The organism is Devriesea agamarum (assembly GCF_900070355.1).
GTDB lineage: Bacteria > Actinomycetota > Actinomycetes > Actinomycetales > Dermabacteraceae > Devriesea > Devriesea agamarum.
Genome location: NZ_LN849456.1, coordinates 2,386,043 through 2,404,504, shown reverse-complemented (window position 1 = coordinate 2,404,504; position 18,462 = coordinate 2,386,043). Strand labels below are relative to the sequence as shown.

19 protein-coding genes are annotated in these 18,462 nt (G+C 61.7%); 12 read left to right on the top strand and 7 right to left on the bottom strand.

The features are described 5' to 3' along the window. Nucleotides 1-14 precede the first annotated feature (14 nt). Nucleotides 15-695, bottom strand: a complete 681-nt coding sequence (locus BN1724_RS10125; protein WP_172797112.1) for a hypothetical protein — start codon at nucleotides 693-695, stop codon at nucleotides 15-17. Beyond that, nucleotides 661-1,017, bottom strand: a complete 357-nt coding sequence (locus tag BN1724_RS10120) for a helix-turn-helix domain-containing protein (RefSeq protein WP_058235946.1) — start codon at nucleotides 1,015-1,017, stop codon at nucleotides 661-663. Before BN1724_RS10120 ends, BN1724_RS10125 begins: the two co-directional genes overlap by 35 nt. A gap of 103 nt (nucleotides 1,018-1,120) precedes the next feature. On the opposite strand from BN1724_RS10120, the gene BN1724_RS12975 reads away from it, so the two are divergent. Further along, the gene (locus BN1724_RS12975) at nucleotides 1,121-1,675 is read left to right on the top strand and encodes a hypothetical protein (RefSeq protein WP_157085859.1); all 555 of its coding nucleotides are present in this window, start codon (nucleotides 1,121-1,123) and stop codon (nucleotides 1,673-1,675) included. Between the two features lies 1 nt (nucleotide 1,676). On the opposite strand, the gene BN1724_RS10115 is transcribed toward BN1724_RS12975, so the two are convergent. Together BN1724_RS10115 and BN1724_RS10110 are read right to left on the bottom strand one after the other, a co-directional pair. Continuing rightward, nucleotides 1,677-2,267, bottom strand: coding sequence for a hypothetical protein (locus BN1724_RS10115; RefSeq protein WP_058235264.1), 591 nt, complete (start codon nucleotides 2,265-2,267; stop codon nucleotides 1,677-1,679). Nucleotides 2,268-2,386: 119 nt separating this feature from the next. Beyond that, nucleotides 2,387-3,103, bottom strand: coding sequence for an RNA polymerase sigma factor (locus BN1724_RS10110; RefSeq protein ID WP_058235263.1), 717 nt, complete (start codon nucleotides 3,101-3,103; stop codon nucleotides 2,387-2,389). Between the two features lie 189 nt (nucleotides 3,104-3,292). On the opposite strand from BN1724_RS10110, the gene BN1724_RS10105 reads away from it, so the two are divergent. The 5 genes from BN1724_RS10105 to BN1724_RS10085 are packed head-to-tail and all read left to right on the top strand — an operon-like array spanning nucleotide 3,293 to nucleotide 5,616. After that, complete coding sequence (locus BN1724_RS10105; protein WP_058235262.1) at nucleotides 3,293-3,793, top strand: Asp23/Gls24 family envelope stress response protein; 501 nt, start codon at nucleotides 3,293-3,295, stop codon at nucleotides 3,791-3,793. Between the two features lie 28 nt (nucleotides 3,794-3,821). Then, entirely contained in the window at nucleotides 3,822-4,004 is a 183-nt protein-coding gene (locus BN1724_RS10100; protein WP_058235261.1) for a DUF2273 domain-containing protein, read from the top strand. A gap of 4 nt (nucleotides 4,005-4,008) precedes the next feature. Further along, a complete protein-coding gene (locus BN1724_RS10095) occupies nucleotides 4,009-4,437 on the top strand; it encodes an Asp23/Gls24 family envelope stress response protein (RefSeq protein WP_058235260.1) in 429 nt (142 codons plus the stop codon). After that, on the top strand, nucleotides 4,434-4,985 hold the full coding sequence (locus BN1724_RS10090) for a DUF6286 domain-containing protein (RefSeq protein ID WP_058235259.1): 552 nt from the start codon (nucleotides 4,434-4,436) through the stop codon (nucleotides 4,983-4,985). The genes BN1724_RS10095 and BN1724_RS10090 overlap by 4 nt, the downstream gene beginning before the upstream one ends. Before the next feature lie 13 nt (nucleotides 4,986-4,998). Then, nucleotides 4,999-5,616, top strand: coding sequence for an Asp23/Gls24 family envelope stress response protein (locus BN1724_RS10085; RefSeq protein WP_058235258.1), 618 nt, complete (start codon nucleotides 4,999-5,001; stop codon nucleotides 5,614-5,616). Between the two features lie 280 nt (nucleotides 5,617-5,896). Here BN1724_RS10085 and BN1724_RS10080 read toward each other — a convergent pair whose 3' ends face one another. Genes BN1724_RS10080 through BN1724_RS10070 form a run of 3 tightly spaced genes read right to left on the bottom strand, consistent with a single transcriptional unit; the run spans nucleotide 5,897 to nucleotide 10,434 of the window. Further along, on the bottom strand, nucleotides 5,897-7,183 hold the full coding sequence (locus BN1724_RS10080) for a galactokinase family protein (protein WP_058235257.1): 1,287 nt from the start codon (nucleotides 7,181-7,183) through the stop codon (nucleotides 5,897-5,899). Beyond that, nucleotides 7,180-7,998 carry a sugar phosphate nucleotidyltransferase gene (locus BN1724_RS10075; RefSeq protein ID WP_231928222.1) on the bottom strand — a complete coding sequence of 273 codons (819 nt, stop codon included), beginning with the start codon at nucleotides 7,996-7,998 and terminating at the stop codon, nucleotides 7,180-7,182. The genes BN1724_RS10080 and BN1724_RS10075 overlap by 4 nt, the downstream gene beginning before the upstream one ends. A 45-nt stretch (nucleotides 7,999-8,043) precedes the next feature. Then, nucleotides 8,044-10,434 (bottom strand): RecQ family ATP-dependent DNA helicase, encoded by a 2,391-nt coding sequence (locus BN1724_RS10070; protein ID WP_067635259.1) that lies wholly within the window; start codon nucleotides 10,432-10,434, stop codon nucleotides 8,044-8,046. A gap of 407 nt (nucleotides 10,435-10,841) precedes the next feature. Between BN1724_RS10070 and BN1724_RS10065 the strand changes: the two genes are divergently transcribed. From BN1724_RS10065 to BN1724_RS10040, 6 genes are all read left to right on the top strand, one after another. Further along, nucleotides 10,842-12,080 (top strand): arginine deiminase, encoded by a 1,239-nt coding sequence (locus tag BN1724_RS10065; protein WP_058235254.1) that lies wholly within the window; start codon nucleotides 10,842-10,844, stop codon nucleotides 12,078-12,080. A 130-nt stretch (nucleotides 12,081-12,210) separates the two neighbouring features. Then, the gene (gene argF, locus BN1724_RS10060; RefSeq protein WP_058235253.1) at nucleotides 12,211-13,212 is read left to right on the top strand and encodes an ornithine carbamoyltransferase; all 1,002 of its coding nucleotides are present in this window, start codon (nucleotides 12,211-12,213) and stop codon (nucleotides 13,210-13,212) included. Nucleotides 13,213-13,224: 12 nt separating this feature from the next. Next, nucleotides 13,225-14,208, top strand: coding sequence for a carbamate kinase (locus BN1724_RS10055; RefSeq protein ID WP_058235252.1), 984 nt, complete (start codon nucleotides 13,225-13,227; stop codon nucleotides 14,206-14,208). Nucleotides 14,209-14,395: 187 nt separating this feature from the next. Then, nucleotides 14,396-15,523 (top strand): serine/threonine protein kinase, encoded by a 1,128-nt coding sequence (locus tag BN1724_RS10050; protein WP_058235251.1) that lies wholly within the window; start codon nucleotides 14,396-14,398, stop codon nucleotides 15,521-15,523. 129 nt (nucleotides 15,524-15,652) lie between these two features. Further along, the gene (locus tag BN1724_RS10045; RefSeq protein WP_269447058.1) at nucleotides 15,653-16,756 is read left to right on the top strand and encodes a DMT family transporter; all 1,104 of its coding nucleotides are present in this window, start codon (nucleotides 15,653-15,655) and stop codon (nucleotides 16,754-16,756) included. A 3-nt stretch (nucleotides 16,757-16,759) separates the two neighbouring features. After that, the gene (locus tag BN1724_RS10040; protein ID WP_084252972.1) at nucleotides 16,760-18,298 is read left to right on the top strand and encodes an MFS transporter; all 1,539 of its coding nucleotides are present in this window, start codon (nucleotides 16,760-16,762) and stop codon (nucleotides 18,296-18,298) included. The last annotated feature ends 164 nt before the right edge of the window (nucleotides 18,299-18,462 follow it).

The window sequence follows — 18,462 nt, the reverse complement described above, 5'->3', positions numbered from 1 at the left end:
CCCGATGCTGTAGCTCAGCGGCACTCCGGGCCGAGCCCGTCGACGATCGTGGTGGGGTTGGCGATGATCTGCTCGCAGCGCAGGCAGCGCGCGCCGCGAAAGATCACCTCCGGTTCGCCGTGGATGCTGCGTTCGGGTTCGACCTCGTAGAGGTCCGCGTGTGCGGTGAACAGGCGCGGGTGGTTCTTGGCGATGGCGGCGTGGAATTGCGCGGACGTGGTCGGCGGGTTGAGCTGACGCTCGACAAACAGGTCGATCACCGTCGAGTAGGCATCGCGGGTGAGCCGCGAGGCGAGGAACAGATCGGGGTTCGCCGCCGAGATGCCAACGCTAGCAAGATCGTCCAGTCCGTAATCGTCCACATCCTCGGTGACCAGGAAGCGCGCGCCCGCTGCCGCAGCATCGGCAAGGATCTGCCGATCCGCGCCCTTCGTGCCTCCGAAGCGTTCCGCACCCGCGCCGGTCGGCCCGAGCAGGAGATCGAATCGTTCCCGGACACTCGATGGCGACAACGCCCTCGGGCGCATGTGCACCTGGGCCTCCCGCTCAGCTGCCCGGCTCCAGAAGGCGCGGAAGCCGCTCGGCACCCCGCCGACGATCAGCAGAGTCCGAGTGATGGGCTTAGCGATGATGTTCGCGTCAAGGAGAACGCGCGTCAGCTCACTGATCACCGAAGAGGTCGCCACGGAGTTCATCGCGTGTCAGCTCCACAAGGTCGCCCATCGTCTTGCGCCAGTACCGCTCGAACTCCTCGTAGGGGATGCGATTGCGATTGCCGACCTTGACCGCGCGAATCTCCCCCGCTTTGATCTTCCGCGAGATGGTGGGACGAGACACGCCCATCGCGTCGGCGACCTGCTCAGGGGTCATCATGCGGCGCTTTGCCGTCAGCGTTACCGTCTCGCCATCGGCTGCCGCCTGTTGCACGTACGCGGCGACCTGCTCCAGCCAAGCCGGGTTCGCCCCGGCGCTGGAGCGCACGTCCTCCGGGTTGATTGTCAAGGTCGTCATGGTCATGCCCCACCCTACCTCTATCTGCACACTCTGAACAATACAAGTGTTCATAAGTTATCCCCTTCTTGAGCCTTAATGTTGGTACTGCTGCGCCCGAGCAGGTAGCGTGCGACCTCGACGCCAGCCGTGTCTGATACTGCGACAGCGACCGCCTTGCGGAGGCTGCCGAGGTGAGATTCTCGGCGTCATCCCCAATAGCCACCAGTTCCGGCTCGAACTCGCAGCGGAACCTCCTGAGCAACTCGCCGACCACGCTGGGGTCGCGCGGACGGCCCCGCTCTGCTGTGAACAGCACGTCGCATGGATTGCATTCGGGGTTGAGAACGTGGCTCGCCACAACGACCGCTCCGTACCGTGTGTTGTGAATCGACCCGGCAGCCGAGAAATACCCCTGCTGGATCGCCCAGTCGAACATGAGCGACACCATGTTCCGAACCTTGTTCGCGGTCGTCACCGACTTCTCCCGTGCGGAGTCCATAAGCAGCCCATCAGCACATTCAGCCGTGATGTCGGCGATGGGGATGACCCGGCACGCGATGATGAAGCCGTTCGGCTCGACGGGGTAGGCCACCGTGCCGAGTTCGCCAAGCGCGCGACGAACGGCAGAACCAGGCTGTCCCCGTCACGCACCTTGCCCAGCCTAGCCCGGGGCGGAAGCTGACCTAGTCCGAGGTATCCATCGCGAGCACCGCGACATCGACTTTGCCGGGCCGTAGATTTGCGCGGCGTATTTGCTCCCGCACCCGGGCCCGGACGGCGTCCGCGGTGGCGGTCGCCGGATAGCGCAGATCAGCAGCGATTTCGATCCGGACCGATAGTTCCTGTCCATTGAGCTCCGGATACAGGCCGCTACGCCCCGCGACTCGCTCACCGGAGTGTTCCGGGCGCAAGGAGGCCGCAGCCACCACACCGCGTCGAAGAGCGTGAACCACACTGCCCCGCACGGACGGTTCAAAGCGGATCACACCCGGCGTTGCGAGCACCACGCCGGCAATGGCATCGAGAACGTGCATAGGCCCGCTGTCGGAGGTCGCCTCCGGATCGGTCAAGGGGCCAACGGTTTCTGGGGTCGTTCCGCTGCCCGCACGGGTTTTGTGGGTATCAGCCGTCTGTGCCGGTGGACGCCCTGCCCTTCGCGCGGACTCGTCGGGACCCAGCACAACCCCTTCCAAGACCGGGTTGCTAGCCGGTCCTGTGGTGTGCGTGCGGTCTCCGGTCGACTTCGTGTTCTCCGTTGCCTGGTTCGGCGTCATATTCGTCCTCCACTCCGACTAATGCAATCCCCGTCGATCATGCCGATATAAAGCGTGTAGCCGACACTGACCACATCAATCAATATTGGCTAGGTCTCCGATATCGGTTATGCATCTATTTATCGCCACTCTCCCATTGAGGCCGCGAGCTTTGTTCGCGCGCGGGCAAGTCGACCTCGCACAGTGGATGATTGCACCCCAGACACTCTGGCAATGTCCTCATAGCTCATCTGATCGACCTCGCGACGCAACCAACACACACGCAATTCAGCGTCGAGGGAATCCAGAGCAAGCCCCAAACTGCGAACTAGCTGACGCTGTTCGACCACGTCGGCTGGATCTTGATCTGAGACGCCACCGCTTTGCCAGGGCCGCAAACCCTCCGGCAAACAATCCGGCTCCCAGCTTCGGGTTGCGCGACGGGCCGCGGTCCGGACGGCAGATGCACACCGGCGTTGAAGCGAGCGGTACACCCAAGCAGTCATGGCCTCCGGTCGATCTAAATCACCGAGGCTACGCCAGGCATCAACCAAGGTGTCCTGCACCAGGTCTTCTGCATCCAGTGCGCCTCCGGCGAAGCGGCAGGCGTAGCGGACCATGCCCGGTTCCAGCCGCGCAATCAGGCACGCAAAAGCCTCTGAGTCACCATCTTTCGCCCGGGCCACCAAAGTGGCGGGATCCGCCGCAACGGCGGTGCCAGTCGTCACCACATCAATAGGTGCGGCACCATTTTTTGCATCGTCGATCTTTGCGGCCTCAGCCAGGGTGGCGGTACCAGTCGCAGATTGGGCAACATAGGACCCCAGTTCCCGCGAAATTACCGTGTGCTCGACCATTACCTCCAGACTACTCTTCCTAGAATGACCTGCACATTTCATCAAAATGTCTCGCATCCTGAGATAGTCAGACGACTTGCGTGACGTTCTATCTCTATATAACGTCCTATGAGAGCAAGGCCGTTTGTCGGCTTTGCAGCTAAAGCCCGTCATCAGCGGGTGCTCCCAGCTCAAGAGAAGGATCTCGACATGGCTGCTAACAACGTTTCAAAGGACCTCACCAAGGACGTCAAGGAGAACGAGGTCGAAGCCACCAAAACCAGTGGCGAGATTGAGTCCCCCCTGAAGACCAACGAAGGCACCACGACCATCGCCGACGGCGTGGTTCAGAAGGTCGCCGGCATGGCCGCCCGCCAGGTCCCCGGCGTGCACGCAATGGGCAGCACCGCCCGTCGCGCCCTCAATGCGGTAACCGAGCGTATCCCCGGCTCCCGCACCAACGTCTCAGGTGGCGTGAGTGTGGAGACCGGTGAGGTTCAGGCCGCCATCGACCTCACCATCATTATCGAGTTCGGCTACTCCGCTGTAGAAATCGCTGACCAGGTGCGCTCCTCGGTCATCGACGCTGTGGAATACGCAACCGGACTCGAGGTAGTCGAGGTCAACATCAGCATCTCTGACGTTCATCTGCCCGATGACGACGGCGAAGACCACGACAAGAAGTCTTCGCGCTCCGATTCTCTCGCCTGATTCTCGAACCCACCGGAAGGACTGAGTCATGAGCGCATCGCGCATCGGACTGATCTTCGGACTCATCATCGGTTTCGCCCTCGCCTTCGGCGGCGTCTGGGAAGCCATCGTGGTCGTCGTATGCGGCGTCATCGGACTGGTGATTGGGCGCATCGTTGAGGGAAAGCTGGATGTGAAGGATCTCTTCGGATCCTCATCCGACCGGTGGTGATCCCATGAGTGCGCCTGGCACCACCACCGCCCCGTCGCACTCCCCGCAGGTGAGGTCCGGGTCTAACCCGGGCCTCAGCTCGCGGGGGCGTCTTGAGATTGCCGACAAGGTAGTTCGCAAGACGGCTGCGACCATTGCTTCTCAGGTCCCCGGTGTGGGGGCCCCTCAGAGCACGCCGTTCGGACTTGGCGACCGTGCCGATCTGGATCGCGCCCCTAAGGTCGATGTCCGGCTCGACGGCCGGATGGCTTTTTTAACCTGCACAATCGCCGTGGAGTATCCGCGCAATATTGAGGAAACATGCACCATCTTGCGTGAACGCATTTCTCGCGAGGTTGAACGCCTCGCCGGGGTGCGGGTCGGGCAAGTTGACATTGTGGTGCGTCGTCTCGTCAGGGCCAGCCACGACTTAGGCACCAGGAGGGTCTTGTGAAAGCTCCCAGCCTGCTTCATCGTCCGTACCGAAGCATTCCCATGATCATTCTCGGGATTATTCTGCTTCTGATCGGAATCCTCGTGTGTGCTGTCTCGATCAGTATGCTCAGCAAAACCGAGATCCCGTCGTGGATCACCTCTCTCGGTGACCAGATCCGCGCGCTGGTGATCGATTCACCTGCCGGGTGGACCATCGCCATTGTGTTGGTGTGCCTTGGCCTGATCTGCTTACTGGCGGGCATCATCCCTGGCGCCCGCTCTGCTTTGGAGCTGTCAGCTCCGGATCATGCACCCGGTCAGCAACGGGAAATTGTGATTCCGCCGCGGGATCTTGAGCAGTTTGCGTCCGCTAGTGCCCAGAGCCTCGACGGAGTTACCTCTGCCCGGGCCACCTGTCGTGGGCGTCGGATGGAGATTCGCGTGCAGACACCGCTGCACGAGTCCGGTGATTTAGGTGACCGAATCCAAAAGCGGGTGCAAACTCGCTTGGACGGGCTCGGATTGGTCTCTACTCCGCGCGTTCGCGTGCGTATTCGCACCTCCTGAAAGGGGATACACGATGAGCAGCAGACCTCATGCCTCCAATCGCGTCATCCTGATTATCGTCGGCTTGCTGGTGCTCGCCGTGGGCACCGGCTGGATCCTGCTCGCCGCAGGCGTGGGTAAAGGCGCAACCTGGCCGGGAACCTCGGCGAAGCTTCCCGCTCCCGGCGATCACCTTGTGCCGGAGTCAGCGGTGTCAGCTATCGCTTCGACCACCGGCTGGTCAATCGGTATAGCAGTCGGCGTGATCTTGGTGATTATCGGCCTTTTCTTCGCCCTGCGACAGATCCCCCGTAGCCCCAGCCCCTCACAGTTCTCCTACTCCTCGGACGGAGAACCCAGCCGCACAGAGGTGGTCACGAGCGCCATCAGCGATGCTATTGCCGATGACGTGCAGGATCTCAGCGGCGTCAGCGGAGCGAGGGCCCGTCTTGTGGGAAGTTCTCACAACCCAGGCCTGATGATGGAGATTCGGGTGGAGGATCGAGCAGATGCCCGCCAGGTTCTCAACGACCTTGAATCGCAGGTGATCCCCGATGCTCAGCGTGCGCTGGGTGTTGAGTTCACCGAGGTGGGTGTGCGCATCCGAGCTGGCGGTTCGGCTCCGTCGCGTCGCAGTGTAGTTCTGGCTTAGAGCTCCTACGTCGTCGCGATATCGTCGTCGGGCCCAACGCGTTCTTGACCTGGCCCCGGCTGTGGCACGGTCTTTATGTCCAGCTCGGCTCGGGTAAGGCGTTGGCTCTGTGTCCGGCCTAACCTCGTACGATTCCGGCTCTGATGTAGCCGGACAATAGTTGTGCCCCGTTGGCTATCTGCCGACGGGGCGCAACTATGTGAAGTTGTAGCGACACTCAACGCGCAACCTAGGGCGCCAAGGGCGAGCTGCACTCACCCCAATACCGGCGATACGCGCCCTATAGCACCCGGTGCGCAGGAGGCCCGGGCCTGGTCACCAGCACTGAGCTGGCCTTGGCCTCGGTGGGAAACTCCGTTGCATAGGCTGACATCCATCGCTGGGCGAAGTCCTCGGCGTCAGAGGATGGGACCATCGCCCACACGCTTCCACCAAAGCCTGCCCCGAAAGCGCTGGCGGCAATGGCTCCGAGGTCGCGGGCGAGGCGCTGCATTCGGATCGTCTGCGGAACCTGGTTGCCAAGATCATCCTCGGCGTATCGCTGAGACTGATCGACCAGCCGGCCGAACTCGTCTAGATCGCCGGCCCGAAGTGCCTGCGCCGCGGCGGGAACCAGATGTTCACTCTCGCTGACGAACTGGCGCATACGACGGGTGAGGTCATCACGATCTGACACGAGCGCAGCCAGTCGATCAGCAGCCTGATCGTCTGCGCGCACCGCGGCGGCCAAGGTGGCATCTGCCCGCCCGGTAGCTCGCTGCCAGTGGTCGAGGAGGTCTTGTGTGGCAAGGCTCGCCTGGTTGTACAGCCCCATGGCCGCGCCTGTTTTTTCGGCGCTCACCCCGGATACCCCGACCACGAGTGCCAGATCATTGGGGAAAGGAATGGTGGCTTCGTGTTTGATCGGGCAGAAGGAATACTGCACGAGCGCAGCGTTTTGGCCGCACAGCATCGCGGTGTGGTCTTCACTGCCGCCGAAGGTGCCCACTCCCCGATGCCCGGCTAAAGCGCCGTAGCTCTGACCGTTTTCAATGCATCCGCAGTATTCAGCGAGGCTTTCCAGGCCGGTGATGGCCTGTTGGAAGGCGGGATGCTCTCGCAGACCGAACAGGTCGATCAGACTGAGCGCGAGTCCAACGATGAGCGCTGAGGAGCTGGACATTCCTGCCGCGAGTGGAAGGTCGGATTGCACGTGCAGCTGCGCGCTGCTGATCATACCGGGGAAATTGGCGTCCAGACGCTTAACAACAGCCTGCACATACCCAGACCATAGACCTTGGCCCGGTGTCGATTCGGCGTTCTTGTCAGGGTGGTCGAGGTCCACCGTCACCACGTCGGGGGCACTTGCGGACGTCGCTGTGATGATGCGCGGGCTAGGGGCTAACGTTGTGGCATTTGGCTGAGCGGAGGGCGCGGCCTCATCGCCCTCGCTCACTGTGGTAGCTGTGACGGTGTGTCCGCAATCAACCGCTGCGAGCAGCGAGCGCCCACCTGCGTAGTCGGTGTGCTTACCGAGTATTTCGATGCGGCCCGGCACGAACCAGCTCACCCGTGTGGTTGCGGTCATAGCGATACCTCCACGTTCGCAAGTGCCGCAGCCACAGCGGCGATGTCTCCTCGGCTCCCTATATCCAAAATGCCTGCAGCTGCCGGTACCACGGTGAAGACCTCACCACCGGCGAGGGCGAGTCGCACAGCGTCGACGATTTCCAATTCTCCACGAGGTGATGGCTGAACGCGCCGGCAAGCGTCGAAGATCGCCGGGGTGAATAGCCAGCAGTTCATGCTGACTGCAGCGGTGGCGCCGTATCTCGCGAGGTCATGGGGGGCTGGTTTTTCAATGATGTGAGTCAGTCGGTTGCTGTCGGTTCGCATGAGGGCGAAGGCACTGATTCGCTCGGCGGGGATGTTTGATCCGGCGATCAGTGCCTGGCGGTCAAACCCCACGGTGGCGCTTCCGGGGGCTTCTCGCAGTGCTGCCAGTACTTCGGCGGGATAGTAGTTGTCGGAGTTCAGCACCAGGATTCGGTCCCCGGCGGCGAAGCTTTCCGCGGCGGCGACGGCGTCCGCTGTCCCTTTGGGTTCGGCCTGGATGGCGGTGGTGACCTTCAACCGGCTGGCGGGAAGCGAGCAGACATACTCGCGGACGGCATCGTGCTCCGGGCCAATCACGAGGCACACCTCAGTGAATCCGGCGTCGGCAAGGGAGCTGAGCAGGTAGTCCATGAAGGGGCGGCCGACATCGATCATTGCTTTTACACCGGATGCGGCTACCTTGGCTTGATCCTCGGTGAGCTGCGCGGCGGCGTCGGGCGCGCGCATTCGAGTTCCTAGCCCGCGGGCCATGATCACTGCTTTTGTGGGTGCAAGTGCATGCGTCACCCTGGTGAGTGTAGTGCGAGGTGGAGGGGACATACAGCTCATTCACTACCCCTCAATGGCCAGGGCGAACGGCAGCACCGGCCCAGATCCGGCTCGGCGCAGTTCCCGGGCAGCGAGGTTGATGCTCCACCGGGTGTTGACAATGTCGTCGACCAGCAGAATCGGCTGCCCACCGAGTTGGTGCAGGCGGTCACGAAGGTCTGGGCCGATGACCCAGCGCCCCCAGAGTTCGGCGATTCGGAAAACGCTATTGACTGCGCCGTGCGGCTGCTTAGCGGTGGGGGCGAAATCGAGAGCGCCAAGGTAGGGCAGGTTCCCGGTCTGGGCGATGCCTCGTGCCAGGGAGTCGATGAGCTGGGGGCGTGAGAGCGATGGCATTGCCACGACGGCAACGGGGCGAACTTCCCAGTCCCAATCCGCCAGTGTCCGCACCACGCCGCGTCCGAGGTCGTTTGGGATGGGGGCATCCACGGGGTGTCCGTTGTCATCGCGCCGAAATACTTGCGATAGTCGCGCGGCCCATCCGAGGTCGCTGCGCCGGGCGAGCGCTCGACCTGTTTCGGGGCGTTCGGCTGTACTGATGCGGCCTGTGGGTGCCGCCCAGGACGATCCGCGCGATGTGCTGCCCGATGCGTTGCCTTGCTGTGCCGTCGGTGCGCCAGTCCCCTGGGAGTGTGAGCTCCTGAATTTGGCGAGTTGGTCGAGCCCTTTGGGCCAAAGCTTGCGGGGTTCAATTGGAATGCCTACGGCAGAGGTGATGGCCTCAACTTTGGCTGAGGCATCGATAAGTTCCTGACCGGGCAGCGGATACCAAGGGCCGGCACAGACATCGCAGCGCCCGCAGGTGGCGGGGGCGATGTCGTCCAGTTGCCGGGTGAGGAATTCCATCCGGCATATCACGCCGTTTTCGTACTCGATCATCGCGTTTTGTTCGGCGTGGCGGCTGGCAGCGATGCGTGCGTAACGCTCGGCGTCGTACGTCCAGCTCTGACCGGTGGCGATCCACCCACCATGGACGCTGCGCACAGCTCCGTCCACTGCGAGCACTTTTAGCAGCAGCTCTAATGAGCTGCGGCGCAGGTTAATCCTAGATTCCAGAACAATCGTGGACAGCGGGGAGGCTGCGCGATTCAACGCATCGAGCACCTGGTCTGCGGCCTGCTGCGAGGGCATGGTGGCGGACGCGAAGTACTCCCAGATGCGCCGGTCTTCGGCTCCGGGCAGAAGTAAGACGCAGGCGTTGCTCACCCCGCGCCCGGCGCGCCCGACCTGCTGGTAGTAGGCGACGGGCGAGCTCGGGGCACCGAGGTGGATGACGAACCCCAGGTCGGGTTTGTCGAATCCCATCCCGAGCGCACTGGTTGCCACTAATGCTTTGACCTGGTTGGTGCGCAGGGCGTGTTCGAGGTGTAGGCGCTCATCAGCGTCTGTTCGACCGGTGTAGGCCCGCACGGGGCGATGCGGTGCATCCAGCAGACGAGCGACATCTTCCGCGGCGGAGACGGTCAACGTGTAGATGATGCCTGAGCCCGGGAAGGCATCGAGGTGAGCGGATAGGTAGGCCAGTCGGTCGCGGTCGGTAGGCAGGGCCAGCACACCTAGTTGCAAAGAGGTGCGTGCCAGCGGTCCGCGCAAGGTCAGCACCGCACCTGAGGCCCGGTTTTGTGATGGCGACGGATCTATGGCGCCCTGCCCGGCTGAAGAATAATCGGCCAGACAGTGGTCAGTTGGAATATGGCCAGGTGACGCATGGTCAGTCGGAGAATGCTCAGTTGGAAAATGGTCAGTTGGAACATGCTTGATCGGAGAATGCCCGGGGCGTCCCCCGAGTTGTTCCTTGATATCGGCCACGACCCGCGCATTGGCAGTGGCCGTGGTGGCGAGGATGGGGATACCGGTCCCGAGTTCGGCGACCAGGTCGCGCAATCGGCGATAGTCGGGACGGAAATCGTGCCCCCAGTCGGAGACGCAATGCGCTTCGTCAATCACGAGCAGTCCGCAGCGTTCGATCAAACGAGGGGCGTGGCGTTCTCGAAAAGATGGGTTGACCAGTCTCTCCGGGGAGATGAGCAGGGCATCAACCGCGTCGGCGTCGAGTTGATCGGCGATGTCATTCCATTCAGCCGCGTTCGACGAGTTGATGGTGAGGGCATGAACACCTGCGCGGTGGGCGGCGCTCAGTTGGTCGCGCATAAGAGCCAACAATGGAGAGATGATGAGCGCGGGGCCATAGCCACGACGCCGCTGCAGCAGGGCCGCGATGAAGTACACAGCCGACTTACCCCACCCTGTGCGCTGCACCACGAGCGCGCGTCGACGCTCAGCCACCAGGGCTGCGATCGCTTCGTACTGACCATCGTGGAAAACGGCTTCCGGGTTGCCCGTCAGTTGGCGAAGGATGTCCAGCGCTTCGTGTCGCAAGGAATTGCGGTCCACTGCCCCACTCCTTTCGGTCGGTGCCCACAGTGTGGCAGTCAGATACGACATACGGCCGACAGACGCGCCACACGGTAGCCAGATATGACAAACGAACCCAGAGCCATATATAAACCCTGAGCGCATATGTGTGGATACCGCCATGCACACCATGATGTGCTAGACATCACATCTCCATTTCTGTATAACTATGCACTCAGTGCGACCGACGTCGCTGAAAAAGTTGCATAGGTGTGCAGCGTCACATTTGCTTCACACACCAAAAATAGGGATTTACCTGCGGGGACTATGGTCCTTGGTACGCATGTACCACTTCATGGCAAGCTAAGCACTAATCGATACCCATTCATTCGGAGCCGAGACCGCACACAGCAGTGCCGACTCCCGAACCTGGAAAGCGACACACGATGACGTACCGAGTTGACTCCGAGGTCGGAACCCTCCGGCAGGTGATCCTGCACCGCCCGGGGCCTGAGATGACCAGACTCACTCCCACCAATAAAGACGAACTACTCTTCGACGATGTGCTGTGGCTCGACGAAGCCAAAGTCGAACATGATGCCTTCGCCAACCTGCTGCGCAACGAGGGAGTCGAGGTCATCTATCTCACCGACCTCCTCACCGGTACCCTTGAGGTTCCCGAAGCTCGCGCGTTCATCCTCGATCACGTCATCGACGAACGGCTTTACGGTCTCGGCGGAACCGACGCCCTGCGCAGCTACGCCGAAAACCTGACCGCCCCCGAACTAACCGAACTGCTGATCGCAGGCATCAGCAAAGGTGAGCTCTTCCAGCACACTGGCGATCCCCACTCCGTCGTCTTTGACGGTATGCGCCCCGACGACCTCATCCTCGCACCCCTGCCCAACCACCTGTTCACCCGCGATACTTCCGCGTGGATTTTCGACGGCGTCAGCGTCAACTCGATGCGCAAACCAGCCCGTCAGCGCGAAGCCATCGCCTTTGAAGCGATCTACCGCTGGCACCCCTCCTTCCGAGACGCCGACATCAACCACTGGGGCGACCCGCTCTACGAAGGCCCCGCAGGCCTCGAAGGTGGCGACATCCTGGTGATCGGCAACCGCAGCGTCCTGATCGGCATAGGCGAACGCACTACCCCACAGGGCATTGAGCGCCTCTCGCGCACCCTGTTCGACGCCGGACGCGCCGACCAAGTCGTCGCCGTCCACATGCCCGCAACCCGGGCCATGATGCACCTGGACACCGTCATGACCATGGTCGACGAAGAGTCCTTCACCTCGTACCAGAATCTCGGTTCCGTTCCGACCTCCGTCATTCGCCCCGGTGCGAGCAGCGGCAAGATTGACGTCCGCCACGAACCGCCAGAACGGATGCGCGAGGTCATCGCCCAGGCACTCGGTCTCAAAGACATCCGACTGCTCACCACCCCGCAGGATTCCATCGCCGCCGAACGGGAACAGTGGGACGACGGCTGCAATCTGCTCACTATCCGCCCCGGCGTGGTCATGGCTTACGAACGCAACACCGCCACCAACAGCTATCTCCGCTCGCAGGGCATTGAGGTCATCGAAGTACCCGGTTCCGAACTGGGACGCGGCCGCGGCGGCCCCCGCTGCATGAGCTGCCCGGTCACCCGGGTGCCGCTGGATCAGAAGAACTCCTGATCGTCCCAGGCTCACCGCATAGCAAACCAGGGCAACGGTAGGTCCACTTTGACGCCTACCGTTGACCCTCTAAGACCCCTATATCAGCACGACAACAAAGCAACTATTACCACCACCGAAAGGACCCTCGATGCGCCACCCACTCCACGGCCGATCCTTCCTCCGCGAACTCGATTTCACCACTGAGGAATGGCTATCCCTGCTCGAACTATCCGGCGAGCTCAAGACCGCGAAGAAGAACGGAACCGAGGAAAAGCGCCTCGTCGGCAAGAACATCGCCCTGATCTTTGAAAAGACATCCACCCGCACCCGCTGCTCGTTTGAAGTGGCTGCCTACGACCAAGGCGCCAACGTTACCTACCTCGATCCCAGTGGCTCCCAGATGGGGCACAAAGAGTCCGTCGCCGACACCGCCCGCGTGCTCGGACGCTACTACGACGGCATCGAATTCCGTGGCTCTAAGCAGAGCCACGTCGAGACCCTGGCCGAGCTGTCCGGAGTGCCGGTATGGAACGGTCTCACCGACGACTGGCACCCCACCCAGATGCTGTGCGACCTGTTCACCATGAAGGAAGCCAGCGGCAAGGACTACTCCGACATCACCTTCGCCTACCTCGGAGACGGCCGGAATAACGTTGCGAACTCCCTGATGATCGCCGGTGTCATGGTGGGTATGGACGTGAGGATCGTCGGCCCGCGCTCCCTATGGAATGACCAGCACTGGATCGACGAAGCCCAGCGCATCGCTGAGCGTACCGGCGGACGCATCACCCACACCGAAGACGAAATCGAAGGCGTGCGCGGCTGCGACTTCCTCTACACCGACGTGTGGGTCTCCATGGGCGAACCCAAGGAGGTCTGGGACGAGCGCATCGAACTGCTCAAGCGTTACCAGGTCAACACCGCTTTGATGGAAGCCACCGGTAACCCGGACGTGAAGTTCATGCACTGCCTTCCCGCATTCCACGACCGCCACACCACGGTGGGCGAGGACATCTACGAAAAGACCGGGATGCCATCCCTCGAGGTCACCGACGAAGTCTTTGAATCAGACGCCTCAATCGTCTTTGACCAGGCGGAAAACCGAATGCACACCATCAAGGCCGTGATGGTCGCAACCCTGGGCGAGTGAGGAACACCAACTATGCGTATCGTCATCGCTCTCGGAGGCAACGCCCTACTCGAACGGGGTGAAACCCCAGACGCCTCCGTCCAGATCAACCACGTTGAAGAAGCCGTTAAAGCCCTGGCCCCGCTCGCCGATGAGCACGAGCTCATCATTACCCACGGCAATGGCCCCCAGGTCGGCGTGCTGGCCTTGGAATCCGCGAACGACCCGAACCTCACCCGCCCCTACCCCTTCGACACCCTGGGCGCTATGACCCAGGGAATGATCGGGTACTGGCTGCTGCAATCCCTGCAGTCCAACCTGCCCGGACGCCATGTGGCGGCAATTATTAACCAGACCCTCGTGCTCGCAGGCGACCCCGCCTTCGAGAACCCAACAAAATTTGTCGGCGAGGTATACGACGAAGAGACCGCTCATAAACTCGCCGAAGAACGCGGCTGGGTCATGAAGCCGGATGGGAAATATTTCCGGCGTGTGGTCGGCTCGCCCCGCCCGCAGCGCGTCATCGAAACCCGCCTCATCCGGCGACTTCTCGATGCCGGAGCGGTGGTCGTATGCGCAGGTGGCGGCGGTGTTCCCGTGGTCCGTGACGAAAGCGGACGCCTGCGTGGCGTGGAAGCTGTGGTCGACAAAGACCTCACGGCAGCCGTTCTAGCCGAAGCCCTGGAAGCGGATCTGCTGATGATCCTCACTGACGTCGAAGCCGTTATGGACGGGTACGGCACACCCGAACAAGCACCCATTACGCGCGCCACGCCCGCCATGCTGCGGTCCAAGGGATTTGCTGCCGGTTCCATGGGCCCCAAGGTCGACGCGGCTTGCCGCTTCGTCGAACTCACCGGCGATAACGCGGCCATCGGACGCCTGGCTGATGCTCAAAATATTGTCCGAGGAACTCGCGGCACCATCATTACCCCGCGGGGCGATTACGCCGGACCAGAGGAAGTTATCCCCGCGCTCCCCGAACCGGGAGGCGATACCCGCCTGCGCCGAGGTTAATCGACGCTCTCATGAGACGTGCCCGGATAGCCAACCTCGGGTATCCAGCAATCCAAGCACCGGCCCCGTCGGTCGTTCGGGCACGTCAGCCCCTTATACGTCAACCCACCACACAACCGTGTCCAGATTGGACACATCACCAACCGTGTCCGCAGAAGGACACACACCACTCGAAGAGGAGAAAACAATGGCAAAGATCGTGAATTCGTGGAACGACTTCGATCCACTGAAGCACGTGATTGTCGGGGTCGCCGATCATTCAGTGATCCCACCGGAAGAGCCCGCCACCTCGGAGAAAGTGCCGATCGACTCGGCCATGCGAGGCATGTGGGGTCCCCGTCCGCTGGAAACAGTGGAAAAGGCTAACGAGCAGCTGAACAACTACGTCAAGATTCTTGAAGGCTTGGGAATCAAGGTTGACCGGCCCACCCCGTTGCAGTGGAACCAGCACATCCAGACGCCGGACTTCCGCAACGATTCGATGATGACCTGCATGCCGCCCCGCGACATCCTGCTCACCATCGGTAATGAAATCATGGCCTCGGCCAACTCGTTCCGCTGCCGCTACTTTGAGTACCTGGCCTACTGGGATCTGATGGACCAGTACTTTGAAGAAGACCCCGAGTTCAAGTGGACTCAGGCACCCCGCCCGCGCCTGACGGACAAGTCCTACAAGCACAACTACTACGACGAGAAGATCTCCCTTGAGGAGCGCCTGGTGCGCACCGCTAACAAGGACTTCGTCACCACCGAGCACGAGCCGATGTGGGATGCCGCTGACGTGATGCGGGTGGGCAAGGACCTGTTTATCCAGCACGGTCTGACCACCAACCGCAAGGCGATGGAATGGTTCAAGCGCTACTACCCAGACTTCCGGGTGCACGCGGTGAACTTCCCGGGCGATCCTTACCCGATTCACATCGACGCGACCTTCGTACCGCTGCGGCCGGGCCTGATCATCAACAACCCGCACCGCCCGCTGCCCGAAGAACAGCGCAAGATCTTCGAGGCAAATGACTGGCAGATCGTGGATGCGGCTCAGCCCGCTCACACCGAACCGCCGGCACTGTGCTACTCCTCCGTCTGGCTGTCGATGAACTGCCTGGTCATTGACCACAAGACGGTCTGTGTGGAAGCCAGTGAGGTCCACCAGATGGAGCAGATGGACAAGCTCGGGATGAACGTGATCCCGGTACCGTTCCGCGATGCCTACGCCTTCGGCGGCGGCCTGCACTGCGCCACCGCGGACGTTTACCGTGAAGGCACCTGCCAGGATTACTTCCCGAACCAGGTCGAGGATCCGACGCTCGTCTGAGCGTCCCCAACAGCGCGCGGTCCGGTCGTCATCATGGCGCCCGGACCGCGCCGCTTGAAAGGCACCGCAATGTCCTCCACCTCATCTTCTGGCTCCGCCATCTCGCCCAATGCGAGCACACCAGGACCCATGACCGTCACTCCGCTCGGAACGGTTATGAACAAGAAGCTCGGCTTCCTCACGATGATTCTGTCTGCGACGGGTATGGGATTCGTGGGGACCTTCGGTCGCCTGGCCACACCTGTCGATCCCGCGACCGGATCGAGCTATATCACCGGGGACTTCCTCGCGCTCGGACGCATGGCCGTGGGCGCCCTCGGGATGTTCCTCATCATCATCGCCGTGCGCAAACTGAGTCGTCTGCGTTCCACCCGCATCTCCTTCACGGTGGTCGCGGGCGGCGTGGCCATTGGCGCATCACTGGCGCTCTACGTTTCGGCGACACTGATGACCACGATCGCAAACGCGGTCTTCCTGATCTACACTGGACCGCTCTTCTCAGCGATCCTGGCCCGTATCTTCCGCAAAGAGCGGATATCTCTGCGCAACGCTGCGTTCCTGTGTCTGGTATTCATCGGAATGCTGATGACCATCGGTCTGATCAGCTGGACACAAAATGAAGGCTTCAAAATCGGTCTCGAATTAGGGTCCGCCCCCGGATACCCACACAAGCTGGTCGGTGACCTGTTCGGCTTGGCATCCGGTGTGTTCTACGGTCTAGCTCTATTCTTCTACCGGTACCGCGCAGATATCGACTCCGAGGTGCGCGGCCTGTGGAACTTCATCTTCGGCGCCGCCGGGGCCCTCATCGTGATGGCTCTGCGCCTGACGCTACTGGACCCCACGAACCCGTTGACCGTGATGACCGGCACCAACTGGGCTTGGGCAGTTGGCATGTTCATCTTCTGCGGACTGTTTGCCATCGGCCTGCTGGTCGTGGCCGGCAAGCATCTGATGGCGGTTGAACTGTCCACGGTCTCCTACTGGGAATGCGTGGTGGCGTTGGTTCTCGGAGCGCTCATCTGGCATGAGTCCCTGACCCTGATCGGAGCAATCGGCGGTCTGTGCATCATAATTGGCGGTATGGGACCAATGCTGGTCGAACTCGTTTTATCTCCGCGCCGCCGCCGCGAGGCTCAAGCCGGTCAACCGGCGCACGCCTCCGCTGGGCTCGGTAGCGCCGACCCACCACCATCCGACTCTCAGACCGGGTCAGCTCATGAAAGGGCCTAACCCGTGACCACGACCAACGGACCGCGGCACGACACCTCACAGCATGTGGTGCGTCGTGCCGCGGCCGCGGGCTTCCTCGGCAACTTCGTCGAATGGTTTGACTACGCCTCCTACGGCTACCTCGCGGCAACTATCACCACCGTTTTCTTTCCGGAGACCTCCCAAGCGTCCGGTCTGCTCGCCACCTTCGGCATTTTTGCGCTGTCCTTCATTTTGAGACCCATTGGCGCGATGCTATGGGGTACCTGGGGCGACCGATACGGGCGTCGATGGGCGTTATCCTGGGCGATCCTGTTGATGTCGGCCTCATCGTTTTTGATCGGCCTACTTCCGGGATACGCCACGATTGGACTCGCCGCGCCCTTGGCTCTGCTGCTGCTGCGCATGGTGCAGGGCTTTTCCGCCGCCGGTGAATACGCCGGAGCAGCTACCTTCCTCGCGGAGTACGCCCCCACTCGCCGACGCGGTATGTACACCTCGCTGGTGCCAGCCTCGACCGCTGCCGGGATGCTCGGCGGCTCAGTTCTGGTGACCTTAATGTATGCCCTGATGCCCGCCGACATGATGGAGAGCATCGGCTGGCGCATTCCCTTCCTGCTTGCTGGGCCACTCGGACTGGTCGGACGCTACGTCAGTGTTCGGCTTGAAGATTCACCGGTGTACCGCGACATGGTGGAACGAGTGAGCGGATCGTCAAGCTCAGCCGCAGCCAGCGCCGATGTAGATTCCGCTGGCAACTCGGACGCCGCAGCGAAGCTGAGCAACCAGATCCAGCCAGATGAATCCACACCGTCCTACGATCAGCTCGATGATGAGCTTGTCGGCCGGACTGTGCTCGATGGCCGGACCATCGAGCACACGGATCTGTCGATAGCCAATGACAGCCTATCGGCGACCCCGAAACGCCCCCTGCGGACCCTCATCACCCATTATCGACGCCCGCTCATGATCGCATTCGGCGTCAGTTGCCTCAATGCCGTCGCTTTTTACATCGTGCTGAACTACATGCCGACGTATTTGAATAAGGTGATCGGACTCCCGCAGCAAGACTCCTCACTGGCAACCACCATCACCCTGGTGGTCTATATTGCGCTCATTTTCATGATGGGTCATCTGTCTGACCGGTTAGGCCGGCGGCGAATGCTGCTGTTCGCAGCCATCGCGTTCGTGGTTGGATCTGTACCCCTCTTCATACTTCTTGACCACACCTCGCTCCTGGTGGTCATCAGCGTGGAAATCATTTTCTGCATCATGCTGACCGCCAACGACGGCACGTTGGCCACGTTCCTCACCGAGACCTTTCCCACCGAAGTTCGGTACTCGGGATTCGCCATCAGTTTCAACGCCGCCAACGCCATCTTCGGAGGCTCCGCTCCGTTTGTCGCCACCTGGCTCGTCGATATCACCGGTGACCACCTCGCGCCAGCTTGGTATTTGGTCGCAGTCTCACTGTTCGCCTTCTTCGCCATGCTCGCGGCCCGTGACCGCTCCGGGCACTCTCTAAGCTCGGTACCCGAGGCACATCCAACACCGACCGGGTAGGAGAGGCCCGCAGAATCTCGCCGCCGCGAGCCCGGCCCCTTGATGAGGTGGGCCGTGCAACCGTCAGCAATCTCAGCTGTCCGAGTTCTGATACTTCGCGTTGGAGCCGTGTCCGTCATGTGCCAAGATGCCACAGGCCCCCGCCCGGGCCTTGCACCCCATCA